The 26,145-nt window shown below is 67.9% G+C and carries 20 protein-coding genes; 16 read left to right on the forward strand and 4 right to left on the reverse strand.

From position 1 onward, the window contains the following. Positions 1–359 precede the first annotated feature (359 nt). The 6 genes from ybgC to tolB all read left to right on the forward strand — a co-directional run bounded on the left by ybgC (position 360) and on the right by tolB (position 5,731). On the forward strand, positions 360–812 hold the full coding sequence (gene ybgC / locus AC07WJ_RS09100; protein WP_494934242.1) for a tol-pal system-associated acyl-CoA thioesterase: 453 nt from the start codon (positions 360–362) through the stop codon (positions 810–812). A 55-nt stretch (positions 813–867) separates the two neighbouring features. Further along, positions 868–1,593: a TSUP family transporter gene (locus AC07WJ_RS09105; RefSeq protein WP_494934243.1), complete on the forward strand. Its 726-nt coding sequence runs from the start codon at positions 868–870 to the stop codon at positions 1,591–1,593. Between the two features lie 310 nt (positions 1,594–1,903). Then, positions 1,904–2,644 (forward strand): protein TolQ, encoded by a 741-nt coding sequence (gene tolQ, locus AC07WJ_RS09110; protein WP_494934244.1) that lies wholly within the window; start codon positions 1,904–1,906, stop codon positions 2,642–2,644. A 10-nt stretch (positions 2,645–2,654) separates the two neighbouring features. Next, positions 2,655–3,107, forward strand: a complete 453-nt coding sequence (gene tolR / locus AC07WJ_RS09115; RefSeq protein WP_494934245.1) for a protein TolR — start codon at positions 2,655–2,657, stop codon at positions 3,105–3,107. Positions 3,108–3,171: 64 nt separating this feature from the next. Next, positions 3,172–4,344 (forward strand): cell envelope integrity protein TolA, encoded by a 1,173-nt coding sequence (gene tolA, locus AC07WJ_RS09120; protein WP_494934246.1) that lies wholly within the window; start codon positions 3,172–3,174, stop codon positions 4,342–4,344. Positions 4,345–4,408: 64 nt separating this feature from the next. Beyond that, on the forward strand, positions 4,409–5,731 hold the full coding sequence (tolB, locus tag AC07WJ_RS09125; protein ID WP_494934247.1) for a Tol-Pal system beta propeller repeat protein TolB: 1,323 nt from the start codon (positions 4,409–4,411) through the stop codon (positions 5,729–5,731). A 4-nt stretch (positions 5,732–5,735) separates the two neighbouring features. Here the strand turns inward: tolB and AC07WJ_RS09130 are convergent, their stop codons facing one another. Both AC07WJ_RS09130 and AC07WJ_RS09135 read right to left on the reverse strand, forming a co-directional pair. Beyond that, positions 5,736–7,208: a hypothetical protein gene (locus AC07WJ_RS09130; protein ID WP_494934248.1), complete on the reverse strand. Its 1,473-nt coding sequence runs from the start codon at positions 7,206–7,208 to the stop codon at positions 5,736–5,738. A 98-nt stretch (positions 7,209–7,306) separates the two neighbouring features. Continuing rightward, positions 7,307–8,752, reverse strand: a complete 1,446-nt coding sequence (locus AC07WJ_RS09135) for a hypothetical protein (protein WP_494934249.1) — start codon at positions 8,750–8,752, stop codon at positions 7,307–7,309. Between the two features lie 147 nt (positions 8,753–8,899). Here AC07WJ_RS09135 and AC07WJ_RS09140 point away from each other — a divergent pair, with 147 nt between their 5' ends. Together AC07WJ_RS09140 and AC07WJ_RS09145 are read left to right on the forward strand one after the other, a co-directional pair. Continuing rightward, positions 8,900–9,355, forward strand: coding sequence for a MarR family winged helix-turn-helix transcriptional regulator (locus AC07WJ_RS09140; protein ID WP_494934250.1), 456 nt, complete (start codon positions 8,900–8,902; stop codon positions 9,353–9,355). 94 nt (positions 9,356–9,449) lie between these two features. Then, entirely contained in the window at positions 9,450–10,811 is a 1,362-nt protein-coding gene (locus AC07WJ_RS09145; RefSeq protein WP_494934251.1) for an MATE family efflux transporter, read from the forward strand. A gap of 39 nt (positions 10,812–10,850) precedes the next feature. Here the strand turns inward: AC07WJ_RS09145 and AC07WJ_RS09150 are convergent, their stop codons facing one another. Both AC07WJ_RS09150 and AC07WJ_RS09155 read right to left on the reverse strand, forming a co-directional pair. Further along, positions 10,851–12,998 carry an alpha/beta hydrolase domain-containing protein gene (locus AC07WJ_RS09150; RefSeq protein ID WP_494934252.1) on the reverse strand — a complete coding sequence of 716 codons (2,148 nt, stop codon included), beginning with the start codon at positions 12,996–12,998 and terminating at the stop codon, positions 10,851–10,853. 100 nt (positions 12,999–13,098) lie between these two features. Next, the gene (locus AC07WJ_RS09155; protein WP_494934253.1) at positions 13,099–13,902 is read right to left on the reverse strand and encodes an alpha/beta fold hydrolase; all 804 of its coding nucleotides are present in this window, start codon (positions 13,900–13,902) and stop codon (positions 13,099–13,101) included. Positions 13,903–14,004: 102 nt separating this feature from the next. On the opposite strand from AC07WJ_RS09155, the gene AC07WJ_RS09160 reads away from it, so the two are divergent. The 8 genes from AC07WJ_RS09160 (at position 14,005) to AC07WJ_RS09195 (ending at position 25,501) form a co-directional block, all read left to right on the forward strand. Then, positions 14,005–14,475 (forward strand): MarR family winged helix-turn-helix transcriptional regulator, encoded by a 471-nt coding sequence (locus AC07WJ_RS09160; RefSeq protein ID WP_494934254.1) that lies wholly within the window; start codon positions 14,005–14,007, stop codon positions 14,473–14,475. A 441-nt stretch (positions 14,476–14,916) separates the two neighbouring features. After that, positions 14,917–15,417, forward strand: a complete 501-nt coding sequence (gene pal / locus AC07WJ_RS09165; protein ID WP_494934759.1) for a peptidoglycan-associated lipoprotein Pal — start codon at positions 14,917–14,919, stop codon at positions 15,415–15,417. 218 nt (positions 15,418–15,635) lie between these two features. Further along, positions 15,636–16,658: a tol-pal system protein YbgF gene (gene ybgF, locus AC07WJ_RS09170; RefSeq protein WP_494934255.1), complete on the forward strand. Its 1,023-nt coding sequence runs from the start codon at positions 15,636–15,638 to the stop codon at positions 16,656–16,658. Then, positions 16,645–17,682 carry a tRNA lysidine(34) synthetase TilS gene (gene tilS / locus AC07WJ_RS09175; protein WP_494934256.1) on the forward strand — a complete coding sequence of 346 codons (1,038 nt, stop codon included), beginning with the start codon at positions 16,645–16,647 and terminating at the stop codon, positions 17,680–17,682. The genes ybgF and tilS overlap by 14 nt, the downstream gene beginning before the upstream one ends. Positions 17,683–17,898: 216 nt before the next feature. Continuing rightward, positions 17,899–19,818 (forward strand): ATP-dependent zinc metalloprotease FtsH, encoded by a 1,920-nt coding sequence (gene ftsH / locus AC07WJ_RS09180; RefSeq protein ID WP_494934257.1) that lies wholly within the window; start codon positions 17,899–17,901, stop codon positions 19,816–19,818. Positions 19,819–19,902: 84 nt separating this feature from the next. Beyond that, positions 19,903–21,021 (forward strand): mandelate racemase/muconate lactonizing enzyme family protein, encoded by a 1,119-nt coding sequence (locus AC07WJ_RS09185; protein WP_494934258.1) that lies wholly within the window; start codon positions 19,903–19,905, stop codon positions 21,019–21,021. A gap of 275 nt (positions 21,022–21,296) precedes the next feature. Continuing rightward, positions 21,297–24,134 (forward strand): EAL domain-containing protein, encoded by a 2,838-nt coding sequence (locus tag AC07WJ_RS09190; protein WP_494934760.1) that lies wholly within the window; start codon positions 21,297–21,299, stop codon positions 24,132–24,134. Between the two features lie 356 nt (positions 24,135–24,490). After that, a complete protein-coding gene (locus AC07WJ_RS09195; protein WP_494934259.1) occupies positions 24,491–25,501 on the forward strand; it encodes an aldo/keto reductase in 1,011 nt (336 codons plus the stop codon). Positions 25,502–26,145 lie beyond the last annotated feature (644 nt).

Below are 26,145 nucleotides of genomic sequence, written 5' to 3' on the forward strand. Positions count from 1 at the left end.
CGAGGGCAGTCACGCGCCTGACTCTGCCATACGGAAGCGATGCACATCCGGCAAAAGCGCGAGCCAAAGGAGGAACCGACTTGCACTCATTGCAATGAACCGGACTATTAATGATCGGGGTTAATGGTTGGTTTCCCCAAGGAAGCACGAGAAGATGCGCGCGGCGTTGACCAGTCCTGCCTTCAGGCCTCTGGGCCTTGCCGAACCGGCGCGCCACGCGGCCCGGTTCCAACGGTTCGAGGGCGACAGAGACGAGCGCTGACCGGCCAAGGGGGGCGGCCGATATCAGGCCTCGCTTTCGCCAGATCATCTCTCTATGCGGCAGGCTCACGTTCCCAGACCAAATCCTGAGGTTCCGCATGATCAAGTCCCCGGCGCTCGCCGGCCATATCGAGGACGAAACCCACCATCTCTCCGTCCGCGTCTATTACGAAGACACGGATTTTTCCGGCGTCGTCTATCACGCGAGCTATCTGCGCTTCATGGAGCGCGGCCGGACCGACTTCCTGCGGCTGCTGGGCGTCGCGCAGGGCGATCTGTTCGACAAGGCGAAGGAGGAGGCTGGCGCCGGTTTCGCCTTCGTGGTGCGTTCGATGGGCATCGAGTTCCTGCGCCCGGCCAAGATCGACGATGTGCTGACCATCGAAACCCGCACGGTCGAGGTGAAGGGCGCGACGCTCAACCTCGCCCAGCGTGTGCTGCGCGGCGAGGAGGTGCTGGTCGAAGCGACCGTGCGTGTCGCCTTCGTCGCCGGCGGCCGGCCAATGCGCATCCCTGACGCGCTGAGAAGGGTCATGACGCCCAAGGCCTGATATGCGAGTGAGGGCGTCCCTGTTTTGGCCTCCTCACAGCAGATTCGTTCTCTTCATGTCGCTTCTGGGCTTCGGACCGGCCGAACTCGCCGCCATTTCCGCCATCATGGCGGTGGCGACCGTCATTCAGATGGCGGTCGGCGTCGGGCTGTCGCTGGTGATGATCCCGCTGCTCGCCATCGTTTCGCCGAGCTTGGTGCCGGGCCCGGCGATCGCCTCGGCTTTCGTGGTGATGGTGGCGATGGTGCGCGGCAACAGCCACCTGATCGACCGGGCCGAGATCGGCTGGGGCGCGGGCGGCCTGCTGGTCGGCACGGCGATCGGCGTGCTGGCGCTGCTGGCGATCGATCCGACCCACCTGCCGCGCCTGTTCGGCGGCCTGATCCTGCTGGCGGTCGGGCTGTCGCTGAGCGGCCTGCACATCGCGCTCAACGCCCGCAATATCGCGATCACCAGCGTGATTTCCGGCTTCATGGGCGGCATGTCGGGCATTCACGGGCCACTGATCGGCGTCGTTTATGCCGGCCAGAACCCGGCCAAGGTGCGCGCCACGCTCGGGCTCTACTGGATCGTCGCCTATGCCATGCTGATCGCCATGCATGTCGCCGCCGGCCGCTTTGGCCTGGCCGATCTCGGCCGCGCCGCGCTGCTGGTTCCCGGCATCCTCGTCGGCACCTGGCTTGCGCCCTACGCCGTCGCGCTGATGGATCGCGAGCGGATGCGCATCGGCCTTCTGGTCATTGCGGTGATCGGCGCGCTGGTGTTGCTGATCCGAGGTTAACGGCCCAGTGTTCGCCGCACTGACCCTGCATGGCAGTCGTGCGACCACCTTTTTGTGACAATGGCCCACTGCAATAACCTGTTGCAGTGCGGCAATAACCCAGTCTTAACCTTATCGAGGGCTTGGTAGTTTACCACGCGGATGTACAGACCGCGTCACGGTCAAGACACATTCGAGGGTCATTTCGCCCTCTTGGGACGGGAAAAAGCGCAAAATTCGTCGAGGCGCTCGCCGTTCCCGGTGCATTAACCGTGGCGTGGACTGTTCTGCGACCTCGAAGCCGGACCTGTCGCGAAAAGGATCGCCGCCTATGAATCCCGCCGATGTCGCCCAGACAGCTGCCGCCGCATCCCACGACGTCTCGCTCTGGGCCCTGTTCATCTCCGCCCACTGGGTGGTGAAACTGGTGATGCTCGGGCTGGTCTCGGCGTCGATCTGGGTCTGGGCGATCATTGTCGAGAAGATCATCCTGTTCCGCCGCACGCGCAACCAGATGGACCGCTTCGAGCAGGTGTTCTGGTCCGGCCAGTCGCTGGAAGAGCTCTACCGGACGCTGGCGCAGCGCCCGACCACGGCCATGGCGGCGCTGTTCGTGGCCGCCATGCGCGAGTGGAAACGCTCGCACGAAACCGCCTCGCGCTCCTTCGCCGGCCTGCAGCAGCGCATCGACCGGGTGATGAACGTCACCATTCAGCGCGAGGTCGAGCGTCTCGAAGCCCGCCTGATGGTATTGGCGACGGTGGCGTCCGCCGGCCCGTTCATCGGACTGTTCGGCACGGTCTGGGGCATCATGACCTCGTTCCAGGCGATCGCCGTGTCGAAGAACACCTCGCTCGCCGTCGTGGCGCCGGGCATCGCGGAAGCGCTGTTCGCCACCGCCATCGGCCTCGTCGCCGCCATTCCCGCCACCATCGCCTATAACAAGCTCGCCGGCGAGGTGAACAAGATCGCCAACCGGCTCGAGGGTTTCGCCGACGAATTCGCCGCCATCCTGTCGCGTCAGATCGACCAGCAGGGTGGACCGACCACTTACGACCAGCGCGCGGCCTGAGGAGACATCGATGGGTGCTCAAGTCGCAAGCGGCGGGGGTGGCCGCGGCAATAATGGCCGCCGGCGCCGGCGCGCCTTCGTGATGAACGAGATCAACATCACGCCGATGGTCGACGTGATGCTGGTGCTGATGATCATCTTCATGGTCGCCGCCCCGCTGATGACGGTCTCCGTGCCGCTGGACCTGCCGCAGGCCTCCGCCCGCGCGATCCAGCAGGACAAGCCGCCGATCACCGTGTCGGTGCGCCAGAACGGCGAGATCTATCTCGGCGACAACAAGGTCGAGCAGGCCCAGCTGATCGATCAGCTCAAGGCCCTGGCGCAGAACGGCCCCGAGGAACGTATCTTCGTGCGCGGCGATGCGGCGGTGAATTACCAGGCCATCATGGACGTGCTGTCGCAGATCAAGGGCGGCGGCTTCACCAAGGTCGCGCTGGTCGCGACCGAACGCGCGACGCGTTGACAGGACAGGCCGGGGTTTGAAGAGCGTGGCGCTGCACCCGCAAAAAGTCGGATACGGGATCTCGGTGGGCGGGCATGCGCTCCTGCTCGTCGCGGCCCTTGTCGGCTTTCTGAGCGCGCCGCAGAAGCCGGACGAAGGCGAAAGCGTGCCGGTCGAGATCGTTTCCGACACGCCGGCCCAGTCGACCCGCGGCCAGCGTGACGGCACGCCCCAGCCGACGCCGCAGCGCGTCGTCGACCGCCAGGCCCCCGAGGAGCGCCCGACCCCCGATCCGGCGGCCCTGCCGGTCGCCCGCGAGCGCGTCCAGAACGTGCAGCTGCCGCCGCCGCCGACCCCGCGTCCGCCGATGCCGCAGCCGCCGCAACCCGAACAGGCCGAGGCGCCGCCGCCGCCGGCAGCCCGTCCGCAGCAGCTCGCCGCGGTGCAGCCGGTGCCGCAGCCGACCCCGCGCCCGCCGCCGCCGGCGGTGGCCCCCGAGCAGCGCGAGGACCTCGACGCCAAGATGGCCGAGATCCAGGCGCAGCAGCGGCGCGAAGAGGAACAGCGCCGCCAGGAGCAGCGCCAGGCCGAACAGCGCCGGCGCGAGGAAGAACAGCGCCAGGCGGCGGCCCAGCGTGAGCGCGAGCAGCGCGAGGCGCGCGAGCGGACCGAACGCGAGGCCCGTGAAAAGGCCCAGCGCGAAGCCCGTGAACGGGCCCAGCGCGAGGCCCGCGAACGGGCTCAGCGCGAGGCGCGTGAGCGGGCCGAACGCGAGCGTCAGGAGCGGGCCAATGCCCGCCAGTTCGATCCGAATTCGATCGCGGCCCGGTTGAACACCAGCCCGACGCAGGAAAATGACCGCCGCCAGGCCGCCCGCACCGAGGCGACCGGCGCCAGCGCGCCGATGCGCACAGCCTCGCTCGGCACGGCCACCGGCGCCGCCGCGCGCATTTCGGGCCGCGAGATCGATGCCATCAGGGCCTGGGCCGAACGCTGCTGGGAGATTCCGATCTCGGCGCGCGAGGGCAACAGCCAGGCGGTGCGTGTCCGTGTGTCGTTCAATCCCGACGGCACCGTGACCGGCCGTCCGGAGGTGCAGAACCCGCGCGGCGATTCCAACTTCCAGGTGCTGGCCAATTCGGCGGTGCGCGCGGTGATGCGCTGCTCGGCCGAAGGCGGTGTCCGCTTGCCCCGTGAGCGCTACGACTCGTGGCGCGAAGTCGTGTTGAATTTCGATCCGAAGGAAATGATGCGCTGAGCATCCACCGTCACTGTCCTGTTCCAGGGCGACGCCATGCTCAGCGACTGACCGAGACCCCATGATGACCCTGCTTCTGAACCGCCGTAATGTCCTGTCCGCCGGTGCCGCTTTCGGTGCTTCCGGCCTCCTGCCGCCGCTTGCCCAGGCGCAGCAGAGCCAGCCGCCGGTGATCGATATCCGGCGCGGCCAGGTGCAGCCCTTTCCCATCGCCGTGCCGAATTTCGGCGGCGAGGGCGATATGGGCCGCAATATTTCCGGCGTGATCGAGAACAACCTGCGCCGCTCGGGTTTCTTCCGGATCATCGACCGCCAGAGCTATGCCAATGTGCAGGTCGATCCGGACCAGCCGCCGAATTTCCAGCGCTTCCAGGCGACGGGTGCCGCAGGCCTCGTCACCGGTCGCGCCGGGCGGGGCGCCGACGGGCGCTCGCGTGTCGAGTTCCGGCTCTGGGACGTCACCCAGGGCAGCCAGTTGCACGGCCAGCAATTCGCCACCCAGGAGGCCAACTGGCGGCGCATCGCCCATATCATCTCGGACCAGATCTTCGAGCGGGTGACCGGGGAAAAGGGCCATTTCGACACCCGCGTGGTGTTCGTCGACGAGACCGGGCCGAAGGACCGCCGCCAGAAGCGGCTCGCCATCATGGACCAGGACGGGGCCAATGTGCGCTACCTCACCCGTGGCGGCGACCTGGTGCTGACGCCGCGCTTCTCGCCGTCGAGCCAGGACATCACCTATATGGCTTATAATTCCGGCGAGCCGCGCGTCTTCCTGCTCAATATCGAGAGCGGCCAGCGCGAGCAGGTCGGCAATTTCCCGGGCATGAGCTTCTCGCCGCGCTTCTCGCCCGACGGCCAGCGCATCGTGCTGTCGCTGCAGCAGGGCGCGGGCTCGTCGATCTATTCGATGGACCTCCGCTCGAAGAACGCCGTGCGGCTGACCGACGGTTCGGCCATCGATACCGGCCCGTCGTTTTCGCCCGACGGACGGCAGATCGTCTTCGAAAGCGACCGCGGCGGCACCCAGCAGCTCTATGTCATGAGCTCGGGCGGCGGCGGCGCCAACCGCATCTCGTTCGGCGAAGGCCGCTATTCGACCCCGGTCTGGTCGCCGCGCGGCGACCTCATCGCCTTCACCCGCCAGGGCGGCGGCCAGTTCTCCATCGGCGTGATGAAGCCCGATGGCTCGGGCGAGCGCCTGCTCACCACCGGCTTCCACAACGAGGGCCCGACTTTCGCGCCCAACGGCCTGTTCGTCATGTTCTTCCGCGACCAGGGCGCCGGGCCGCAACTGTTCCAATCCGACATTTTCGCCCGCGCCGAAAACCGCGTGCCGACGCCGAGCTTCGGTTCCGACCCGGCCTGGGGCCCGACGCTGAGCTGAGGCGTCAGCGCGGCTCGAAGCGGTAGAGGGGCTGTTGGCCCAGCTGGCGCGATAGCAGGCCGGCGCATCGCCCGTCGAGCGATGCCAGCATGCGATAGGCGCGGTCTCGCCGGTACTCGGCAGAGGGCATCTGGCGCAGGGATCTCAGGGCGTCGCGGTAACGTCCGAGCGCGTCGAGCAGTTCGACTTCGGCCCGCTGGCCGGGTTGGGGCGCAGATTCTCCGGCGCGGACTATTTCAGCCACGGCAACCCAACCAACCCAGTCGAATTCCTGCGTCAACAAGTCCGGGCGAGTGGGCGGAATGTCGTCGTTGCCACGCAAGTAGGGAATGAGCGCGCGTCTCGCGATCGCGCTTTCCAAGACATCGAGCATTCGTTCCCCGCCAGGCCTCGGTGGTTGTAAATCGGCGGTCAGGGTTGAAGGCATTCCGGCGAGGATGGGCAAGGCATTGGCCCGGTCGACGACACGATCGAGGCTGCGGAAAACAAGGATGAGGATAGCGTCGTGGTCGTTGACCATGTCCCACTGGCGAGCGTCGAGCTCGGCAATGATGGGGTCAGCAAAATCGAACACACGACGGTCGGTTGCGTGATGCGTAAGGCCAAAGAGGAAGGGAAGCGTCAATGGCACGCGCCGGCTGAGATCAAGCAGACGAGTGCCCTCTCTCGAACCGGGGGCAGAATCATCGATAGCGTCGGCGGCGACACGAAGCGCAGGCGGAAGATCACGCCATATGGTTCGCCGAGGGTGGTCGAAATGGAACGGGTAGCTGCCGGTCCAGATTGCGCGAAACCGCTCTGTCAAAGCTTGCTGGTTCGCTGGTGCGCCGGGTGCGCGTCGGACCAACGCAAGCCAATCATCCGCAGTTGTCTTGCTGGCCAGCAAATATTCCGCCAGATCCCAAAGAGCTTCGGCTTCGGCCGCTCCTGCGATTTCGGTTTTTTTGCTGTCGCTCAAGTCCAGGAGTGCGTTCGCGACATATCGTTGAGCATCGCGCGCCTCGCGACGATTCCCTGATTGAACCGCTCGCCGTTTCATTTCACGGAAGAGCCACCGGCCGTTGTCGTCCAGGACCACAGCGCGCAGGACGGAAAGGCTGGTCGGGGCAGCGACGTCTAACGGATGCGCGCCACGAAGCAAGGTGGCGCGATCGGCCGGCCGGGCGAATGTGAGATGGAGAGCGTCGATGCCGTCCGGGGGGACCTGCCATTGGCGGATCCGATCAATCAATTGCCTGCCCCCCGCGTAGCTCAAGGCGCCATAGCGGATTTTCAGGAATGCGGCCTCGGTGGCGATCCTTCTCCGGTCGGGTTCGGGACTTGGTGCGGGCTCGACGAGCAAGTCGTCGGCGACCGCGACAATGTCGGCCGCCTGCGCGCAGCTCGCCGCATTGTCCGCACGGGCAACGGCTGCTTGCAGCAATGCCGCGCCCGTTGCCAGCACGATGAGCGGCAGTCGAAAGAGTTGAGACAGCATCGCGACTCGGGGCGAGTGATTGTCAGGTCGACGCTAGGTGCGGCTTGAATTTCGCGCAAGTTGCGTATCGAAGCTCCGTGCCGCCTCCGGGTTGAGTTTCAGCGCGGCTCGAAGCGGTAGACCGGTTCCTGCAGCGGCATCGGCGGCGACATCAGCTTGGCGCAGCGCTGGTCGAGCGCCAGCATCAGGGCATGGGCGCCGGCGCGGCCAGCCTCGCGGTCGCCGACATCACGCCAGGCCAGCACGGCTTCCGGATAACGGCCGGCCGCTTCCAGGAGATCGGCGGCGATCGATTGGCTGGCGTCGGGTATTGGCGCGCCTGACCGGAGCAATTGCGCCGCCCGCGACCAGGCCTCCCAGTCGAAACTCGTCGAGAGCGGCAGCGGCCGTTCCGGCAATGCGCGGCGGTCGCCGGCAAGATAGGGCCGCAGCGCCTGGCGGCCGACGATCCGCTCCAGCCGGGCCAAGGTCTTTTCATTCGGCACGCCGCCAAGGGAGCTCGCAAAACTGGAGAGCTGCGCGAGCGTCTGGGCGCGGCCGAGCACGCGGTCGATGCCGCTGAAGACGAGGATCTGCAAGGCATCGTCGTCCGTGGCGGGATCGATGCGGCCGGCGCGGATGTCGCGGACCAGCGGCTCGGCCACCTCGCTGCCGAGCGCGAGCGAGCCGGTCTGGTTGAGCAGAGTCATGAGGAATTGGGTGCGCGGCGCGAGGCGCACCAGGGTGGTGATGCTGTCGATCGGGTCGCTCGGCTGGCTCCGGCGGGCGTCCAGGGTGGCGGCCGCCTCGCGCAACTCCGGCGGCAACACGTCCTGGCGATAGGCGCGTGGGTTCAGCGTCGCGAAACCACGCCAGAGCGGCGCGAACAGCTCGGCAAGCCGCGCGGCGTCGCGCGGCGCGATCGGCGAGCGTTTCAAGGCGGCGAGCCAATCGGTGGGGTCGGGACCGGTGGCCAGCAGTTCCAGTCCGAGACGCCAGAAACCGGCGGCCTCGGCGCGCCCGGCGATGCGTTGCTTGGTCGCCTCGGGGAGGTCGGCCAGGCTGCGCGCCAGCTGGGTCTGCGTGGTATCGGCGAGGGTCAGCGTTTGCAGCGGCGCGGCGTTGCGCCTGACCGCCGCGAAAAAACGCTCGCCGTCATCGTCGAGCACGGCGGCGCGAAAGGCCGAAGCGGCGAGCATGGGATCGACCGAGGTTTCCTGTGGGCCATCCAGCAGGACCGCGCGCTCGGCCGGCCGGGCGTGGGCCAACCGCAACTCCTCGATCCGTTGCGGCGGTGTCGATCTGCGCCGCAGGCCGTCGATCAGCCCGACGGCTTCCTGATGGTTCAGGCCGGCATAGCGGATCTTCAGGAAGGCGGCGTCGGTGCTGGTGCGATCGCGCCAGAACCGACGCTCGATCCGGGGATCGACCAGCAGGAGGTCCGCGGCGGCAAGGATCGCGGGGCTGAAGCCACATGCCGGAACCGGCTGGCTCCAGGCAATGCCGGTTCCCGGCAGGACAAGGGCGAGAGCGAACAGGGCATGCCGAATGACTTTGTATGGCATGCGAGCCGGCTCCCCTGCTCGAGCATAGTGGCGAACAGCCTAAGTCGACCGCCCGCTCCGGCACAAGATACCGCCATGAGCGGGCCGCAGGGCCGGTCACCACCGCGATGTATTGTCGATGCCTGCATATGCAGGTAATTGTCGCGAATGAACGATCGGTCCGATCCGCCGCCTGCGACGATACCGCCCTCGGCCTGCACCGGCGCGCGCATCCGCAAGGTCGCGCGGATCGTCTCCCATATTTTCGACCAGCATCTCGAAGCCCATGGCCTGACGGTCTCGCAGTTCGGGCTGCTCGGCCAGCTCAAGGCCCATGACGGCGTCGGCATCGGCGCGCTCGCCGAGCGGATGGTGATGGACCCGACCAGCCTGACCCGCACGCTGCGCCCGCTGGAGCGCCAGGGTTTCGTCCGACTGGAACAGGACCCGCGCGACCGCCGCCATCGGCGCCTGCACCTGACGCCCGAGGGGCGCGCGGTGTTCGAGGCGGCAAGGCCGGCCTGGCTTGCCGGCCAGCGCCAGATCGACCAGGCGCTGGGCGGCACCGACGCGACGACGCTCAATGCATTGCTCGACCGCACTATCGACAGGCTGACCCGGTGACCGCGCCGGGCCGCCCGGAAGGCCGTCAAATACCTGCATATGCAGGTAAATTCGCCCCGTTTTCTCCGCTCCGCGCCGCAGACCTGGACACGCCATGACCCTTTCCGCCACCGCTCCGGTCAACCCGATTGTCAGCGCGCCGCTGCTCGCGACGATCGCCCGGCTGAGCCTGCCCAATATGCTGGCCATGGTGGCGACGGCCGCGGTGGCGGTCGCCGAGACGGTCTATGTCGGGCTGATCGGCACGGCGGCGCTGGCCGGCATGGCGCTGGTCTTTCCGATCGTCATGCTGCAGCAGATGATGTCGGCGGGCGCCATGGGCGGCGGCGTGTCGTCGGCGATCAGCCGGGCGCTCGGCGCCGGCGACGAGGCCAGAGCCCGCTCGCTCGCCTTCCACACCGTGGTGATCGCGCTGGTTCTCGGCCTTGCCATCTCGGTCCTCCTGTTCGTCTTCGGCCGGCCGATCTATTCGGCCCTCGGCGGCCATGGCGAAGCGCTCGAACAGGCATTGATCTATTCCAATGTCGTGTTTCTCGGCGCGCTGGCCATCTGGCTGTGCAATCTGCTGGCCTCGATCGTCAGGGGCGCCGGCAATATGCGGGTGCCGTCGACGACCCTGCTGGCGGTCGCGGCGCTGCAGGTGGTGATCGGCGGCGGCCTCGGGCTCGGGCTCGGACCGCTGCCGCGGCTCGGCATGTTCGGCATCGCGCTCGGCCAGGTCATCGCCTATGCCGTCGGGGCTTTCATCCTGTTCCGGTTCCTAAGGTCGGGGGCCTGCCGCATCGTGCTGCCGGTTTCCGGGGTCAGGCTGCGCGGCGACCATTTCGCCGACATTCTCAAGGTCGGCGCGCTCGCTTGCGTGTCGTCGTTCCAGTCGGTGCTGACCGTGCTGATCCTGACCAGGCTGGTGGCGCGTTTCGGCCATGAGGCGCTGGCCGGCTACGGCATCGGCACACGGCTCGAATTCATGTTGATCCCCTTCACCTTCGCGGTCGGGGTCTCCATGGTGCCAATGGTCGGCATGGCGATCGGCGCCGGCAAGCCGGAGCGCGCGCGCCGTGCCGCCTGGACCGGCGGCATGCTGGCTTTCGCCATTACCGCGAGTATCGGCCTTCTCGGCTGGCTGATGCCGACGGCCTGGGCGAGCCTGTTCACCGACAATCCACAGGTGCTGGCCGCGGCGCGCTCCTATCTGGTCTGGGCCGGCCCCAGCTATGGCTTCTATGGCCTGGGGCTCTGCCTCTATTTCGCCGCCCAGGGCGCGGGCCGTGTGCTCGGCCCGGTGCTGGCCGGCACGGCCCGGCTCGCCGTCGTCGGGCTCGGCGGCTGGTGGCTGGCCGCCACCGACCAGCCGCAATGGATGATGTTCGCGCTGATCGCCGCCTCGATGGTCGTCTATGGCCTGAGCACGGCCTATGCGATCCATATCACCCGTTGGGGGGGCCGGCCGGCCTGACGCGCCCGGTCGCGGCGGGCACGCCCCGTCGCTCGGGCATCAGGGGCCGAGGCGAATCCCCTCGGTTTCCGCACGCTTGACCAGCAGCGCCGCATCCGCGGGCAGAAGATAGCGCGCGGCGACCAGGCGATCGGCGGCAGCCTTCACGGTTGCCACATAGGCCTCCCGGCTTGGATAGCGCTCTTCGATCGAAGGGCGCGGATCGCCGATCTCCAGGCGCTCCTGGCGGGTCCGCGCGAAGGGAACGAACGAGCCGGCGAGCGAGCAGAAGCCGTCTTCGAAACGGTCCTTTCGCCCGAGATTCCAGCCGGTATAGGTGCCGATCGGCGCCTGCAGGAACAGCGAGCGTAGGCCGCCGACGTCATTGCCGTCGGCGTCGACCTGCGGCACCAGCAGTCCGTAGCCGGCGGCGCTCTGGCGCGGCGGCTCGACCGTGATGACGCCGCTGGTCTCGGCGGCGACGTAACCCGGGCCGTAGTCGAGCCGGAACAGCGGGTTGGTCACCCTTGTCATCCGGACCGCCGGACGCCGGACATTGCCATAGGCATTGGCCGGGATCGGCGGGAACAGGACCTGGTTCGGCGCGACCAGCGTGCCATCGGCGATGCGCGGTATGGCGCTGGCGGGCGGCGCCTTGTCCGCCGTGATCCAGTCGGTCAGCCCGGTCATCAGCGCACGCAAGGTCCAGATATGCGGATTGGGGTTCTGCTGCTGCTGGCAGACCCCGAAAGGCTCGGTCGTCGGCAAGGGCAGGCTGGCCGGCCCGTGCTGGGTCGAGGCCATGATGTAGGTGCGGACATTGGCGGGGTCCGCCACGTCGCGCCGGCCCATGGGATCGGTCAGGCCGAGCGATTGCCGGCCCTCCCACATTTCCAGGGCGGTGGCGACGTGGAAGATGCGCGGGCAGGTGCCGTCGGCCCGGCAGCGGTCGAGCAGGCCCTGGTTGCGGCCGGTGACGGGGTCGCGCTGGCGCGCATAGGTGAACGGGAAGTCATAGGCCGGGTAGAGGTGATCGATCTGCTCGCCCCAGGCCCGGCCGGCCTGCGAGAACCTGACATTGAGCGGCATCAGGCCTCCGCCGATATGGGGCAGGGCGCCATCGAAGGCGATGCGGCCCTGTTCGTCGCGGTTGAAGCCGAGATGAACGAAGGAGCGGATCATGCGGCCGGACTGGGAGGTGCCCATGACGATCGCCCGCTGACCGCGCCGGAAGACCGGATTGGCATTGCCGGCCTGGTCCTTGTCGCGATGCTTGAGGAAGGCGGCGAGGTCGCGGGTCGCGGCGAAGCCGAGACCGGTCACCAGGGGATCCCTGGCACGATAGATCAATTCGTAGAGGCGGCCGGGCTGGAAGCCGGCGGGCAGACAGATCTGTCGGTCGCCCGGCGTGACGGCGCCGGCCTCATTGCAGGCGCCGAAGCTCCAGTCGGCGTTCGGCACGGCCACCCGCGGATCCTGTTCCCTGGCGCGGATGGTGAGCGTCGGCAGGAAGCCGTCGGCAAAGGCGGTCCGGTTGTCGGCCGAGGCGGTCGGATAGCTCGTATGGGTCATGCCGGTGAACCAGCCGCTCGACAGGTTCAGCGTCTTCACCGGGGTCATGGTGGTCAGTTCGGCGCGCACCAGGCCGGTCAGCGGCGTGCCATCGGGGTTGCGTGCGGCCGGCACGGTCAGCGTCAGGCGGCCGTCGCCCGGCGCCACATCCGCCTGCCAGCCATACCAGACAAGGGTATAGCCGGCCTGCATCAGGAAGCCGTCGCCGGCATCGGTCAGGTTGTTGTGGTCGGCCTGGGTGCCGGCGAGGCCGTCGTTGAAGTTGCGCAGGATCAGCTTGCGGCCGCGGTTATGGGCTTCGAACAGCAGGATGTTGTTGCCGCGCTCCAGGCTGGCCGGTCGCAGAATGTGGATGTCGGTGACATATTCGACCATGCCGCGGCCATTGCGCGGGGCAAGGGCGATATCCTGGATCAGGGCATTCTGCGGCAGCCTCGGGTCGACCTCGCCATGGGCCTTGCCGGTGAGCCGGACATAGGCGCCGACCTCGCCGAAGCTCCGGCCGCCAAAGGCCGGTTCCTGTCTGGTGATCTCGATCCTGACGATGCGCGCCTCGGCCTCGCGCGACAGGCCGGCCCAGGTCAGGGCCGCGACGATGCAAAGGGACAGCAAATGTCCCATCTTCCGCGATGTCATGCCAGTTTCCCCCCTTATCGTGTTTGGGGCGAGACTAGAGGACGGGCGATGTCAGGTGCAATCGCGGCGGGACGCAGGCGTCCCTTCGCAATGACGATGCTCAATCCTGCGTCAGGGCGAGGATGACCTCGGCGACATCACGGGGATGGGTGTCGAGCATGCCATGGCCGGCACCCGCGATCGCGACGATGCGAGCGGCCGGCGCGAGTGCGCCGAGCGCGGTGGCGATGGCTGCCGCGACGGGCGCACCGGTGGTGCCATGGACGACGCGGAACGGCTTGTCGAAACCGCCGAGCGCGTCGCGCGCAAGGGTTTCGCTGAAGGACGAAACGACGTCCCGGGCGTTCTTGGCCGCCGCGGCGTCGAGATAAGTCTGGACCGGCGCCGGCAGCCGGCCGAACGCCCCGGGGCCGAACCAATAGTCGACCATGCCGGCGACCGCATTCTTCTCGCCGGCCGCGGCGCGCGCGGCATAGGCTGAGAAGAAGTGGTGGGCCTCGTCGAGCTGCTCCCGGTTGCCGTTCAATGCCAGGGCGCGAAAGAAGACGGGTTCGAACAGCGCAAGCCCGCGGACCCGGTCCGGCGCGGCGGCCGCCACATGCAGCGCGACATTGCCGCCATAGGAGTGACCGGCGAGCCAGACGGGTTGGTCGAGGCTTGCAACCAGTTCGCCGATGGCCTTGGCCATGGCAGCGGTTCCCCCGCCGGCCTCGCGTAACGGGTCGGAGGCGCCATAACCCGGCAGGTCGGGGGTCAGGACACGGAATTGACCGGTCAACAACGGCGCGACGCGGTTCCAGGCCCGGCCTTCCCCCGGCGACCCGTGCACCAGCAGCAGGGGCGGGCCGCCGCCGGCTTCCGGGACACTGAGGCTGCGGCCGTCGGACAAGGCGAATGCGGGCATGGCGGAGCGCCTCCAATGTCTTGGGCAGGCTCACCGGATGTTTCGGCGCCGCGCCTGCGATGAATATGCATGTATCTACAATTAGTGTAGATGCATAGGCCCATGACCCGTTCACGACAAGCTTCGAAATCGCTGCGCTCCGACGCGCGCATGGCGCTCGACACCTGCCCCGGCTGGACCAGCCGGCTGGCGGCGCGCCGGATCGGCCAGTTCCTCGAGCGCCGCATGGCGGATGCGGGCATGTCGCTGCCGCAGTTCTGGCTGATGGCGCAGATCGCCAGCATGCCGGATGACCGGCTCGCCGCCCTCGCCGGACGCATGGGGCTCGACCCGTCGAGCCTGTCGCGCAACCTGAAGGTCCTGGAGCGGCTCGGCTGGATCGAGATCGCCATGGCCGGCCAGGATCAGCGCCGGCGCATGGTCTGGCTGACGGAAACCGGTGCGCATGCGCTGGAGGCCGCGCTGCCGATCTGGCGGGCGGCTCATGATGCGCTCGGGCCGGAGCTTCCGGCCGATTTCGTTGCCCGGCTCGCGGCGGTCGCGGCCGCCTTGCCGGACGAAGAGCGGGCCTGATCTGACGCGGCAGGGCAGGCTGCGCCGTCCCTGGGCTGTTCGGCTTGTGGCAATCCTGCAACAGCCGGCGCAAAGCCAGGGCCGGGGCGGGTTTATCACCTCGGCGACACCCCGCTGCCACAGTCTGGTCACGCTGCGCCGCGATCTCGGTCCCGTCACGTCGCCGCTCCGTCGGCCCCGCGTGATCGGGCAGGCCTTCCATTAACCGATGGTTGACCATCCCGGCGAATGGTCGAGCAGTGCGGCGGACCTGCCTCACCGCTCGGCCATCCGTAAAAAACAAACGTCATTTCAGGATGTTAAAGATTCGTCCCGGCGTCGGTCCCGAAGCTTTCTTGTGCCGTTCGGCGCAAGCTTTCGGGGGCCCGGGAAGGTTCGATTAACCCCCATCCTGGTAAAGAAACGGCTACGTTTTTCGTTAAGGAGATCCCCATGCTGACCATGGCTCTCGGGCGCAACTTCAAGTTTGCCGCCCTCATGGCAATGGGCCTGGCGCTCGGCGCTTGCGCTCAAAATCCCACCAACGGCGCCGGCGGCGCGGGTGGTGCAGGCGGCATGGGTGCCGCAAGCCCCGGCAGCCCGCAGGACTTCGTCGTCAATGTCGGCGACCGCGTGTTCTTCGAGACGGATTCGTCCGAACTGACCACCCAGGCCCGTTCGACGCTCGACAAGCAGGCGACCTGGCTGCAGCAGTACAACCGCTATTCCTTCACCGTCGAAGGCCATGCCGACGAGCGCGGCACGCGGGAATACAACATCGCCCTCGGCGCCCGCCGCGCCCAGACGGTGCGCGACTATCTCGGCGCCCGCGGCATTTCCTCGGCGCGCATCCGCACGATTTCCTACGGCAAGGAACGCCCGGTCGCGGTTTGCGACGACATTTCCTGCTGGTCGCAGAACCGCCGCTCGGTGACCGTGCTCAACGGTGGCGCCGGCTCCTGACGCTTGCGTCATGGCAGGCCGGCGCGGCAAGCGGCGTCCCGTCCGGGTTTTTCCCGGGGGGTCTTGCCTGAGACTTGCCGGCAACGCCTGATGAAATAAGACGGCGCTCGTCTGACGAGCGCCGTTTTTGCTTGAATGGGGTCGAAATCTGGCCCAATTCGCACCTGCGAATAGCGGTCTGCGCGAGGGGCGCAAAATCCCAGGGAGAGAGAACGACGATGACGATCGGTCGGGCAGTCAGGGGCTGGGTCCGGTTCGAGATGTGGGCGGGGCTTGCCTTAGCGGCAGCTCTTGTCGTCGTGGCGAACAGCGGTGCGCGCGCGCAGTCCGGAGCCGATCTCCTGGATCGGATCCAGCGGCTGGAGGCGCAGATCCGCTCGCTCAACGGCCAGCTTGAACAGTCGCAATTCCGTATCCGTCAAATGGAAGATCAGGCACGCCGGAGCCAGGCCGACCTGGAATTCCGGCTCAACGAGCTGGAATCGCAGCGTGGCGGCGCCGCGCGGCCGAACCCTGCGCGGCCGCAGCAGCCGGCGCAGCCGCAGCGCCAGCAGCGCGGCGACGCCTTCGATCCCAATGCTCAGCAGGGCGCGGCCGGGACGCCGCGCGATCTCGGCGCCATGCCGCCCGGCGGCAACGCGGCCCAGCCGCGGGTCGGCAGCATCGCGCCCGGCGGCTCGACCGTGACCAATGGCGGCGGCGTGGCAACCGGCTCGGCAGCCGGTGCGGGTGCGTCCGACGGCGGACCGCAGCCGCTCGATCTCGGCCAGCTGTCCGGCCAGGCTGCGAGCGATCCCAGCCTCGACCCGCGCATGGCGGCGCGGCCACCGGGCACCGGCACCCAGCCGATCATCGCGTCCTCGCCGCGCGACGAATATGATCAGGCGCTGGCGCTGGTTCAGCGCCGCGAGTTCGAACAGGCGGAACTGGCGCTGCGCGGTTTCATCCAGGGCCATCCGCGCGACCGGCTGGTCGGCGACGCCACGCACCAGCTCGGCGAGACCATGTATCAGCGCCGGCAATATCGTGAGGCGGCCGAGCAGTTCCTGAAGGTGTCGACCGACTATCCGCGCATCAGCCGCGCGCCGGTGAGCCTGCTGCGCCTCGGCCAGTCCCTGAATGCGCTCGGCGAGCGCGAGGCGGCCTGCGCGGCCTATGCCGAATTCAATCGCAAATATCCGAGCGCCGGCCAGCAGACCAAGACCGCGGTCGCCAGCGAGCAGCGCCGTGCACGCTGCTGAGGCCGTCCCGGCGCGCGCCTTCGACCCCTCCGATCTCACCGACCTCTTCGATCGCTTCGCCGCTTACCCCGCGCTGGTGCTTGCCGTGTCGGGCGGCCCGGATTCCATGGGGCTGCTGGCCGCCCTCGCGCAGTGGCGGCGCGCGCGCGCCGATGGCCCCATGCTGCACGTGGCGACCGTCGACCATGCCCTCCGGCCGGAATCGGCTGACGAATGCCTGCAGGTGGAAGCCGCCGCGCGCCGTTTCGGCCTGCCCGCCGCGACGCTGGTCTGGCGGGGCGACAAGCCGAAGACCGGCTTGCAGCGCGAGGCGCGCGCCGCTCGCTACCGCCTGCTGCTGGCGGAGGCCAGGCGCGTCGGCGCCGGCGCCATCGTCACCGCCCATACCATTTCCGACCAGGCGGAGACGGTCCTGATGCGCTTTCTGCGCGGCTCCGGCCCGCTCGGCCTCAAGGCCATGGCCGAGGTGACCGAGCGCGACGGCATCGACATCGTCAGGCCGTTCCTGTGGGAAACCGGCGACCGGCTGAAGGCGACGGCGCTCGCCGCCGGGCTTCAGCCGATCGACGATCCCTCGAATATCGACGACCGGTTCACCCGGGCCAGGCTGCGCAAGCTGATCGCGGCGATGGCCGGGGAGGGGCTGGATATCGAGCGGCTGGCGACCTTTGCCGGCCGCATGCGGCTGTTGGACCAGGCGCTGCACCATCAGGCGGCGAAACTCGCCGAGGCGAGCCGCAGGCCTTCGATCGTACCGGGTACCCAGGTGTTCGAGGCGCAGGGCTGGCTCGCCGAGCCGATCGCGGCGGTGCAGATGCTGCTGTCGCAGGCGATCGAGGCGGGGGGCGACCGCGAGGTGGCCGAACGGCTCTCGGCGATCGAGGAGCTGTCGGCCGAGGTGCTCATCGCCCTGGCCGAAGGACGCGCCACCAAAACGACACTGCGCGGGGCCATGGTGGCGGTGAGCGCCGAGGGGCGTGTCATCGTGTCGCGCGAGCCGAAGCGCCGGACGGCGCATGAATAGGCTAGTGGCTATCGCCGCAGGACCTGCCGGACGGCAGGCAAAAATTGACAGTGCCGCGATCTCGTCCAAACGGAACGGCTCAGTTGCGCGGGTCGCTCCTTGGCAAGGCCCGCCGCTGAACCTACATTACGTATTCGAACGGGTTGGGCCACAGACAGTCGCAGAGGCGCGCCGCATCGGCGCAGGTGCGTGGCCGAGCCCTCGGGAAGGATCGCGATGAACTCGAATTTCCGTAACCTCGCCCTCTGGGTGATCATCGTCCTGCTTTTGCTGGCGTTGTTCACGCTGTTCCAGAGCCCGCAGCAACGGCAGGGTTCGTCCGACATGCCGTTCACGCAATTCCTCTCCGAGGTCGATGGAGGGCGCGTCCGCGACGTCACCATCCAGGGCCCCGAGGTCACCGGCCATTTCACCGATGGACGGACCTTCCAGACCTATGCGCCGCCCTATCCGGGGCTGACGCAGAAGCTGTTCGAGAAGGGCGTCCAGGTCCAGGCCCGCCCGCCGGGCGAGCAGGTGCCGTGGTTCGTGGCGCTCCTGGCCCAGTGGTTCCCGGTGCTGCTCTTGATCGGCCTGTGGATCTTCATGTCGCGCCAGATCCAGGGCGCCGGCGGCAAGGCCATGGGCTTCGGCAAGTCCAAGGCCAAGCTTCTGACCGAAGCCCATGGCCGGGTGACCTTCGACGACGTCGCGGGCATCGACGAGGCCAAGCAGGACCTGCAGGAGATCGTCGAATTCCTGCGTGACCCGCAGAAGTTCCAGCGCCTCGGCGGCCGCATTCCGCGCGGCGTGCTGCTGGTCGGCCCTCCCGGCACCGGCAAGACGCTGACCGCCAAGGCGGTGGCGGGCGAAGCCAATGTGCCGTTCTTCACCATTTCCGGCTCGGACTTCGTCGAGATGTTCGTCGGCGTCGGCGCCAGCCGCGTCCGCGACATGTTCGAGCAGGCCAAGAAGAACGCGCCCTGCATCATCTTCATCGATGAAATCGATGCGGTCGGCCGCCATCGCGGCGCCGGCCTCGGCGGCGGCAATGACGAGCGCGAGCAGACGCTGAACCAGCTGCTTGTCGAGATGGACGGCTTCGAGCCGAACGAGGGCATCATCATCATCGCGGCGACCAACCGCCCCGACGTGCTCGATCCCGCGCTGCTGCGTCCCGGCCGTTTCGATCGCCAGATCGTCGTGCCGAACCCGGATGTCAACGGCCGCGAGAAGATCCTCAAGGTTCATGCCCGCAAGGTGCCGCTGGCGCCCGACGTCGACCTGAAGATCATTGCCCGCGGCACGCCCGGCTTCTCCGGCGCCGACCTGATGAACCTGGTCAACGAGGCGGCCCTGCTGGCGGCCCGGCGCTCCAAGCGCATGGTCACCATGGCCGATCTCGAGGACGCCAAGGACAAGGTCATGATGGGCGCCGAGCGCCGGTCGATGGCCATGTCGGAAGAAGAGAAGAAGCTGACCGCCTATCACGAGGCCGGGCACGCGGTGGTCGGCCTGAACGTGGAAGCCGGCCTGCCGGTGCACAAGGCGACGATCATTCCGCGCGGCCGTGCGCTCGGCATGGTCAAGTTCCTGCCCGAGGGCGACCGCTATTCCATGAAGTACAAGGAATATACGTCGCATCTGGCGGTCGCCATGGGCGGACGCGTGGCGGAGGAGCTGACCTTCGGCAAGGCGAACGTCACCTCGGGCGCCGTCGGCGACATCGATCAGGCGACCAAGATGGCGCGCGCCATGGTCACCCGCATGGGCTTCTCCGACGAGCTCGGCATGGTGGCCTATGGCGACAACCAGGAAGAGGTCTTCCTGGGCATGTCGATGGGCCGGCAGCAGAGCATTTCGGAATCGACGGCGCAGAAGATCGACACCGAGGTCAAGCGCCTGGTTCAGGAAGGCTATGACGAGGCCAAGCGCATCCTGACCGAGAAGCACGACGAGTTCATCCGGGTGGCCGAGGCGCTGCTCGAATATGAGACGCTGTCGGGCGACGAGATCAAGGACCTGATCGCCGGCAAGCCGCCGGTGCGCGACGCCGAGCCGGACAAGAATTCGGGCCGCTCCTCGGCGGTGCCGACCGCCGGCAAGGGCCGCCGTCCGGCCAATGACGACGGGCTGGAGCCGCAGCCTTCGGCGTGAGGCCGGCCAATATGACTTGAGAACGACGGAGCGGCGGGACACAGTGCCCGCCGCTTTCGTTTTCAAGAGCCGGCTGCACACCCCATGACCATCGCCAAAGTCGAGCCGTTCATCCTGCACGTGCCAGTGACCGGCTCGAGCATTTCCGACAGCACCCATACCCTGTCGCATTGGGGGGCGGTCGGGGTGCGCATCACCACCAGCGACGGTTTCATCGGCACCGGCTTTACCGGCACCCATGCCGATCTCGCCGGCGACCGGCTGGTCACCGCCTGCATCGCCTCCTGCTACGCCGAACTGCTGATCGGCGAGGACGAGGCCGACATCACCCGGCTCTGGCAGAAGCTCGCCCGGCACCCGCCGATGCAGTGGATCGGCCGCGCCGGCATCAGCCATATCGCGCTCGGCGCCGTCGACATCGCGCTCTGGGACATCAAGGCGCAACGCGCCGAACAGCCGCTGTGGAAATTGCTCGGCGGCGCCACGACCGAGCGGCTGATGGCCTACAATACCGATATCGGCTGGCTTTCCATTCCCGACGACCAGTTGATATCAGGCGCCCGCCAGGCCATCGGCGAGGACGGCTTCCGCGGCATCAAGATCAAGGTCGGCTCGGCCGACATGGCGCGGGATCTCCGGCGCCTGCAGGCGGTGCGCCGGGCGATCGGGCCCGGCGTCATGCTGGCGGTCGACGGCAATGGCCGCTGGGACCTGCCGACCGCCATGCGTTTCTGCCGCGAGGCCGAGGGGCTCGACATCTTCTGGTTCGAGGAACCGCTCTGGTATGACGATATCGCCGGCCATGCCGCGCTCGCCCGGGCGAGCCGGATTCCGGTGGCGCTCGGCGAGCAGCTCTATACGGCCGAAGCCTTCTCGGAATTCATCGGCCGCGGCGCGGTGCATTTCGTCCAGCCCGACGTGACCCGGCTCGCCGGCATCACCGAATACATCCGGGTGGCCGAGATCGCCCATGCCGCCCGGCTGCCGGTGGTCGCCCATGCCGGCGACATGAGCCAGGTCCATGTCCATCTGGCTTACTGGCACCCGGCCAGCGCGATGCTGGAATATATCCCCTGGATCAAGGACTGTTTCGAAGAGCCGATCGCGGTGGTCGACGGCGACTTCCTGCGGCCGCTGCGTCCGGGCGCCGGCACGGCGGTCAAGCACGAGGCCTTCGCGCGTTTCGCCAAGCCCCTGGCGTGACCGACACTGGCGTGACCCCGCCCGGCGGTGCCCGCGTGCGCCAATCCCGCGTGCAATTCCCGGATTAAGCCGGGCAATTGCGGCCGCCGACCTTGCCTCGACCCGACCAGCCCGGCTAAGTCTTTGTCAACTCAAATGCCATGCGCCGCATTGGCGCCACAAGCGAGGCCCATGGCGTGACGCCCGTTCAATCCTTCGTCCCGGCTCCGGCGACCGTGCGCACGCTTCGTTCCGTTTTCCATCATCTTCTTGTCTGTCTCGTCCTGGTCTCCGGCATGATGCTGGCCGGCCCGCGCACTGCCTTTGCGCTCGACCCGGTGGCGGTGACGCTCGACCGTCCGGCGATCAATCTCGGCCGCGCCGTCGAATTCGTTCAGGGGGAAGGCGACCGGGTCAGCGTGCCGACCGCGCCGGGCGCCGACGGCATTACCCGGCGCATGGAGATCCGCCAGACCCAGACGACGTCGAGCCTGACCTGGGCGGTGTTCGCATTGTCGAACGCCACCGACGAACAGGTCGACCGGCTGATCGTCGTGCCGCATTACCGGCTGATCCGTTCCGGCCTGATCTGGCCGGATCTCGGTTCGCAGCGCATCGTGGCGCTGACGCCGAGCCAGGGGTTCCGCCCCGAGCGACAATCGGCCGTCGACCAGGACGTCTTCCTGGTGACGCTCGATCCGGGCACCACGGTGACCTTCGTCGCCGAACTGCGTGACCCGCGCCTGCCGCAGATCACGCTCTGGCAGCCCGACGCCTTCAAGGACCGCGAGAATTCCTTCACGCTCTATCGCGGCATCGTGCTCGGCATCGCCGGCCTGCTGGCGCTGTTCCTGACCATCCTGTTCGTGGTCAAGGGCTCGCTGATGTTCCCGGCGGCGGCCCTGCTCGCCTGGGCCGTGCTCGGCACGCTGGCGCTCGATTTCGGTTTCTGGACCAGGGTGATGGAGTTAGGACCAGAGGCGGTCCGGTTCTGGCGAGCGACGGCGGAGGCGATCCTCTCCGCCACCTTGATGATCTTCCTGTTCGCCTATCTCGATCTCAACCGATGGCATGTGCGCTATACCGTGCTGACCGCCATCTGGCTGGCCTTTGCCGGCGGGCTCGTGACGGTGGCCTGGTTCGATCCCTCGATCGCCGCCGGCATCGCCCGGCTCGGCATCGGCATCGTCACCATTCTCGGCACGGTCATCCTCGTCTATCTCGCCTTCCTGCGTTACGACCGGGCGATCAACCTGGTGCCGACCTGGATCCTGTTCATGATCTGGGGCGGCGCGGCGCTGCTGATGGTCACCGGCCGGCTCAACAACGAGATCGCCTCGCCGGCCTTGCTCGGCGCGCTGGTGCTGCTGGTCATGCTGATCGGTTTCACCGTGATGCAGCACGCCTTCGCCGGCGGCGGCGTGCCGCAGGCGCTGGTCTCCGACAGCGAGCGCAAGGCCCTGGCGCTGACCGGGTCGGGCGACATCATTTTCGATTGGGACGTCAGCGCCAACCGGATCTGGGTCAGCCCGGAGGCCGAGCAGCATCTGGGCCTCAGGCGCGGCGCGCTGGAAGGGGCCGCGACCAAATTCGTCGAGGCGATCCATCCCGGCGATCGCGACCGGGTGCGCTCGACGCTCGACACGGTGGTGGAACACCGGCGCGGCCGCCTGTTCGAGGAGTTCCGCATGCGCGCCGCCGACAACCACTTCGCCTGGTTCGCGCTGCGCGCCCGGCCGGTGGTCGGGTCTGACGGCGAGGTGGTGCGTCTTGTCGGCACGCTGACCGACGTCACCGAATACAAGACGGCGGAAGAGCGCCTGCTGCACGACGCCGTGCATGACAACCTGACCGGCCTGCCCAATCGGGAACTGTTCCTCGACCGGCTCGACGCGGCGCTGACCCAGTCGCGCACCGACGAGCAGCGCCGGCCGACGGTGCTGGTCTTCGACATCGACCGGTTCAAGCAGGTCAATGATTCCGTCGGCATGGCCGTTGGCGATTCCATCCTGCTCACGGTGTCGCGCCGGCTCGCCCGGCTCTTGAAACCGCAGGACACGCTGGCCCGCCTCAACGGTGACCAGTTCGGCATGATCCTGGTGTCGGAACGGGCGCCGGAGCGCATCACCGCCTTCGCCGAGACCATTCGCCGGACGCTGCGCGCGCCGATCGCCTTCGGCGACCGCGAGATCTTCCTGACCGGCTCGCTCGGCATCGCGCTGGCCGACGGCACCCAGCGCGGTCGCGAGGACCTGCTGAAGGATGCCGAGCTCGCCGCCTATCACGGCAAGCGGCTCGGCGGCGACCGGATCGAGGTGTTCAAGCCGGCGCTGCGGGCCCAGAAGACCGACCGGCTGGCGCTGGAAAGCGACCTGCGCCGGGCGCTGGAGCGCTCCGAGATCGCCATTGTCTACCAGCCGGTGGTGCGGCTCGCCGATCGCACGCTTGCCGGTTTCGAGGCGCTGGTGCGCTGGGACCATCCGCGCCTCGGCCGCCTGCCGCCGGGCGAATTCATCGCCATCGCCGAAGAGACCGGCCTGATCGTCGAGCTCGGCCTGTTCGTCCTCGACCGCACGGCCCGGCAATTGTTCCAGTGGCAGCAATTGATGCCGCTCGACCCGCCGCTGTTCGCCGCGGTCAATGTGTCGAGCCGGCAATTGCTGCGCCACGACCTCTTGCAGGACGTCAAGGGTGTGCTCGCCCGCGCGCCGGTCGCCCGCGGCTCGCTGAAGCTGGAACTCACCGAAAGCCTGGTGATGGAAAATCCGGAATATGCCGCGCAGATCCTGCAGCGCATCCGCGATCTCGGCGCCGGCCTGTCGCTCGACGATTTCGGCACCGGTTATTCCTCGCTGTCCTACCTGCAGCGCTTCCCGTTCGACACGATCAAGATCGACAAGAGCTTCGTGCGCGCCGACGGCCGCGGCATCCGGCCGGTCATGCTGCGCTCGATCATCGCGCTCGGCCACGACCTCGGCATGGACGTGGTGGCCGAGGGCGCCGAGGTCGATGCCGATGCGGTCGAGCTCTACCAGCTCGGCTGCGATTTCGCGCAAGGCTATGCCTTCGGCGAGCCGATGACCGCCGAACAGGCGACGCGGCTCCTGAAGGACGCGACGGTTCAGGCGGCGTAGGGCGGGCGAATGGTGAGTGGCGAATGGCGAGTGGGGCATGCTCGTTGCGCACTTCTCACTTGCCAAGACGACGTTCGATCCGACCTCGTCAAAAGCACAGTAAAATCAACCCTCTCCCAAAGGGAGAGGGTGGCGCCGTCAGGCGCCGGGTGAGGGGTCGTCCATTGCCGGAAGTGGCTCCACGCCCTAGGCTTGGTCTCTGAAATGCGCGTCGATCTTTGCCACTGTTCTCGACGCTCACGCCCCTCACCCGGCAGCTGACGCTGCCACCCTCTCCCTCTGGGAGAGGGTTGATCACTGTGCGTATCGCTGCATCCCCATTCGCCATCAGCTATCAGCCCAGCCAGGACCTCCGCATGGACACCCGCAATCTCGGCCGTTCCGGCCTGAAAGTTTCGTCGATCTGCCTGGGCACCATGATGTTCGGCGGCCCGACCGAGGAAAAGGACGCCGTCCGGATCATCGGCCGGGCCAAGGAGGCAGGGGTCAATTTCATCGACACCGCCAATGTCTATACCGAGGGCCGTTCGGAGGAGATCACCGGCCGCGCCATCAAGAAGGACCGGGACAGCTGGGTGCTGGCGACCAAGCTCGGCAATCCTACCGGGCCTGGCGCCAATGATCGCGGCCTGTCGCGGCTGCACATGTTCCAGGCGGTCGAGGCGAGCCTGAAGCGGCTCGGCACCGATGTCATCGACATCTATTACATCCACAAGGAAGACCACACGACGCCGCTCGACGAGACGGTAAGGGCGCTCGGCGACCTGGTCCGGCAGGGCAAGATCCGCCACTACGGCGTGTCCAATCACCGCTCCTGGCGGATCGCCGAGATCTGCAACCTCGCCGACCGGCTGGGCATCGACCGCCCGGTGGTCAGCCAGCCCTATTACAATGCCATGAACCGCATGCCCGAGGTCGAGCATCTGCCGGCCTGCGGCTTCTACGGCCTCGGCGTGGTGCCCTATTCGCCGCTGGCGCGCGGCATCCTGAGCGGCAAATACGACCCCAAGGCGCCACCGCCGGAAGGCTCGCGGGCCGGCCGTTCGGACGCCCGCATGCTGCAGACCGAGTGGCGCAAGGAATCGCTGGTCATCGCCCAGAAGCTGAAGACCCATGCCGAGAAGCGCGGCATCACGCCCGGCCAGTTCGCCACCGCCTGGGTGCTGAACAACCGCTTCGTTACCGCCGCCATTGCCGGGCCGCGCACACTTGCTCAGTTCGACGATTATCTCGGGGCGCCGGGCTATGGCTTCACCAAGGCCGACGAGGACCTGGTCAACCGGCTGGTGCCGGCCGGCCACCCCTCCACCCCCGGCTATACCGACCCAGCCTATCCGCTGGAGGGACGGGTGCCCAGATCCGGTTGAGATCGACCGCCCCGCGTCCGAGGACAAACCGGTCCGCAAAGGTCCGCGCCGGCGTCAGGCCAGTGCGACCGGCCGCGCCGCCAGCCGGTCGATCGGCACATGGAAATGGCGGCCCGGCATGGAAAGCCGGGCCGCGGGCCCTCGGTGACGGCCGGTTTCGGTCATCAGACCCAGCGGCAAACGCGCTCGCCCCAGCGGTTGATCCAGCAACGGCGATAGCCGCCACCCCAGCCGCCGCCCCAGCCAGGCCCGCGCCAGCCCGGCCCACGCCAGCCACCACCGCGGCGCCAACCGCCGCCGCCGCCATGCCAGCCGCCGCCGCGTCCGCGGCCGCCGCCATGTCCACGACCGCCGCCGCCGCCGCGTCCACCGCCGTGGCCGTGGCGCTGCATCTCCAGCGGCTCACCGGTCGGCGCCAAGGCGGCGCGCACCGCGTCGAGGCCAGCCGTGCGGGGGAGGTCAGGTGCAGCCTCCGCTGCCGAAATGCCCAGGGGGGATAGGGCCGTTAGCCCACCGGCCAGCGCTATCAGGAACGTTCTGCGATGCATGGTCGCGTCTCCTCGTTCTGTCGGTCATCCCCCGATACGGTAACGTCGAGATCATAGCACGGTTCCCCAGGGGCAGCACGGTCCCGTGCCGCCAGG

The sequence above is a fragment of the Phreatobacter sp. GW821-FHT04C01 genome, assembly GCF_059420385.1.

Coding starts and splice junctions, on each gene's coding strand:
- ybgC (WP_494934242.1), top strand. CDS start 360: ATGATCAAGTCCCCGGCGCTCGCCGGCCATATCGAGGACGAAACCCAC.
- AC07WJ_RS09105 (WP_494934243.1), top strand. CDS start 868: ATGTCGCTTCTGGGCTTCGGACCGGCCGAACTCGCCGCCATTTCCGCC.
- tolQ (WP_494934244.1), top strand. CDS start 1,904: ATGAATCCCGCCGATGTCGCCCAGACAGCTGCCGCCGCATCCCACGAC.
- tolR (WP_494934245.1), top strand. CDS start 2,655: ATGGGTGCTCAAGTCGCAAGCGGCGGGGGTGGCCGCGGCAATAATGGC.
- tolB (WP_494934247.1), top strand. CDS start 4,409: ATGACCCTGCTTCTGAACCGCCGTAATGTCCTGTCCGCCGGTGCCGCT.
- AC07WJ_RS09130 (WP_494934248.1), bottom strand. CDS start 7,208: ATGCTGTCTCAACTCTTTCGACTGCCGCTCATCGTGCTGGCAACGGGC.
- AC07WJ_RS09135 (WP_494934249.1), bottom strand. CDS start 8,752: ATGCCATACAAAGTCATTCGGCATGCCCTGTTCGCTCTCGCCCTTGTC.
- AC07WJ_RS09140 (WP_494934250.1), top strand. CDS start 8,900: ATGAACGATCGGTCCGATCCGCCGCCTGCGACGATACCGCCCTCGGCC.
- AC07WJ_RS09145 (WP_494934251.1), top strand. CDS start 9,450: ATGACCCTTTCCGCCACCGCTCCGGTCAACCCGATTGTCAGCGCGCCG.
- AC07WJ_RS09150 (WP_494934252.1), bottom strand. CDS start 12,998: ATGACATCGCGGAAGATGGGACATTTGCTGTCCCTTTGCATCGTCGCG.
- AC07WJ_RS09155 (WP_494934253.1), bottom strand. CDS start 13,902: ATGCCCGCATTCGCCTTGTCCGACGGCCGCAGCCTCAGTGTCCCGGAA.
- AC07WJ_RS09160 (WP_494934254.1), top strand. CDS start 14,005: ATGACCCGTTCACGACAAGCTTCGAAATCGCTGCGCTCCGACGCGCGC.
- pal (WP_494934759.1), top strand. CDS start 14,917: ATGGCTCTCGGGCGCAACTTCAAGTTTGCCGCCCTCATGGCAATGGGC.
- ybgF (WP_494934255.1), top strand. CDS start 15,636: ATGACGATCGGTCGGGCAGTCAGGGGCTGGGTCCGGTTCGAGATGTGG.
- ftsH (WP_494934257.1), top strand. CDS start 17,899: ATGAACTCGAATTTCCGTAACCTCGCCCTCTGGGTGATCATCGTCCTG.
- AC07WJ_RS09185 (WP_494934258.1), top strand. CDS start 19,903: ATGACCATCGCCAAAGTCGAGCCGTTCATCCTGCACGTGCCAGTGACC.
- AC07WJ_RS09190 (WP_494934760.1), top strand. CDS start 21,297: ATGATGCTGGCCGGCCCGCGCACTGCCTTTGCGCTCGACCCGGTGGCG.
- AC07WJ_RS09195 (WP_494934259.1), top strand. CDS start 24,491: ATGGACACCCGCAATCTCGGCCGTTCCGGCCTGAAAGTTTCGTCGATC.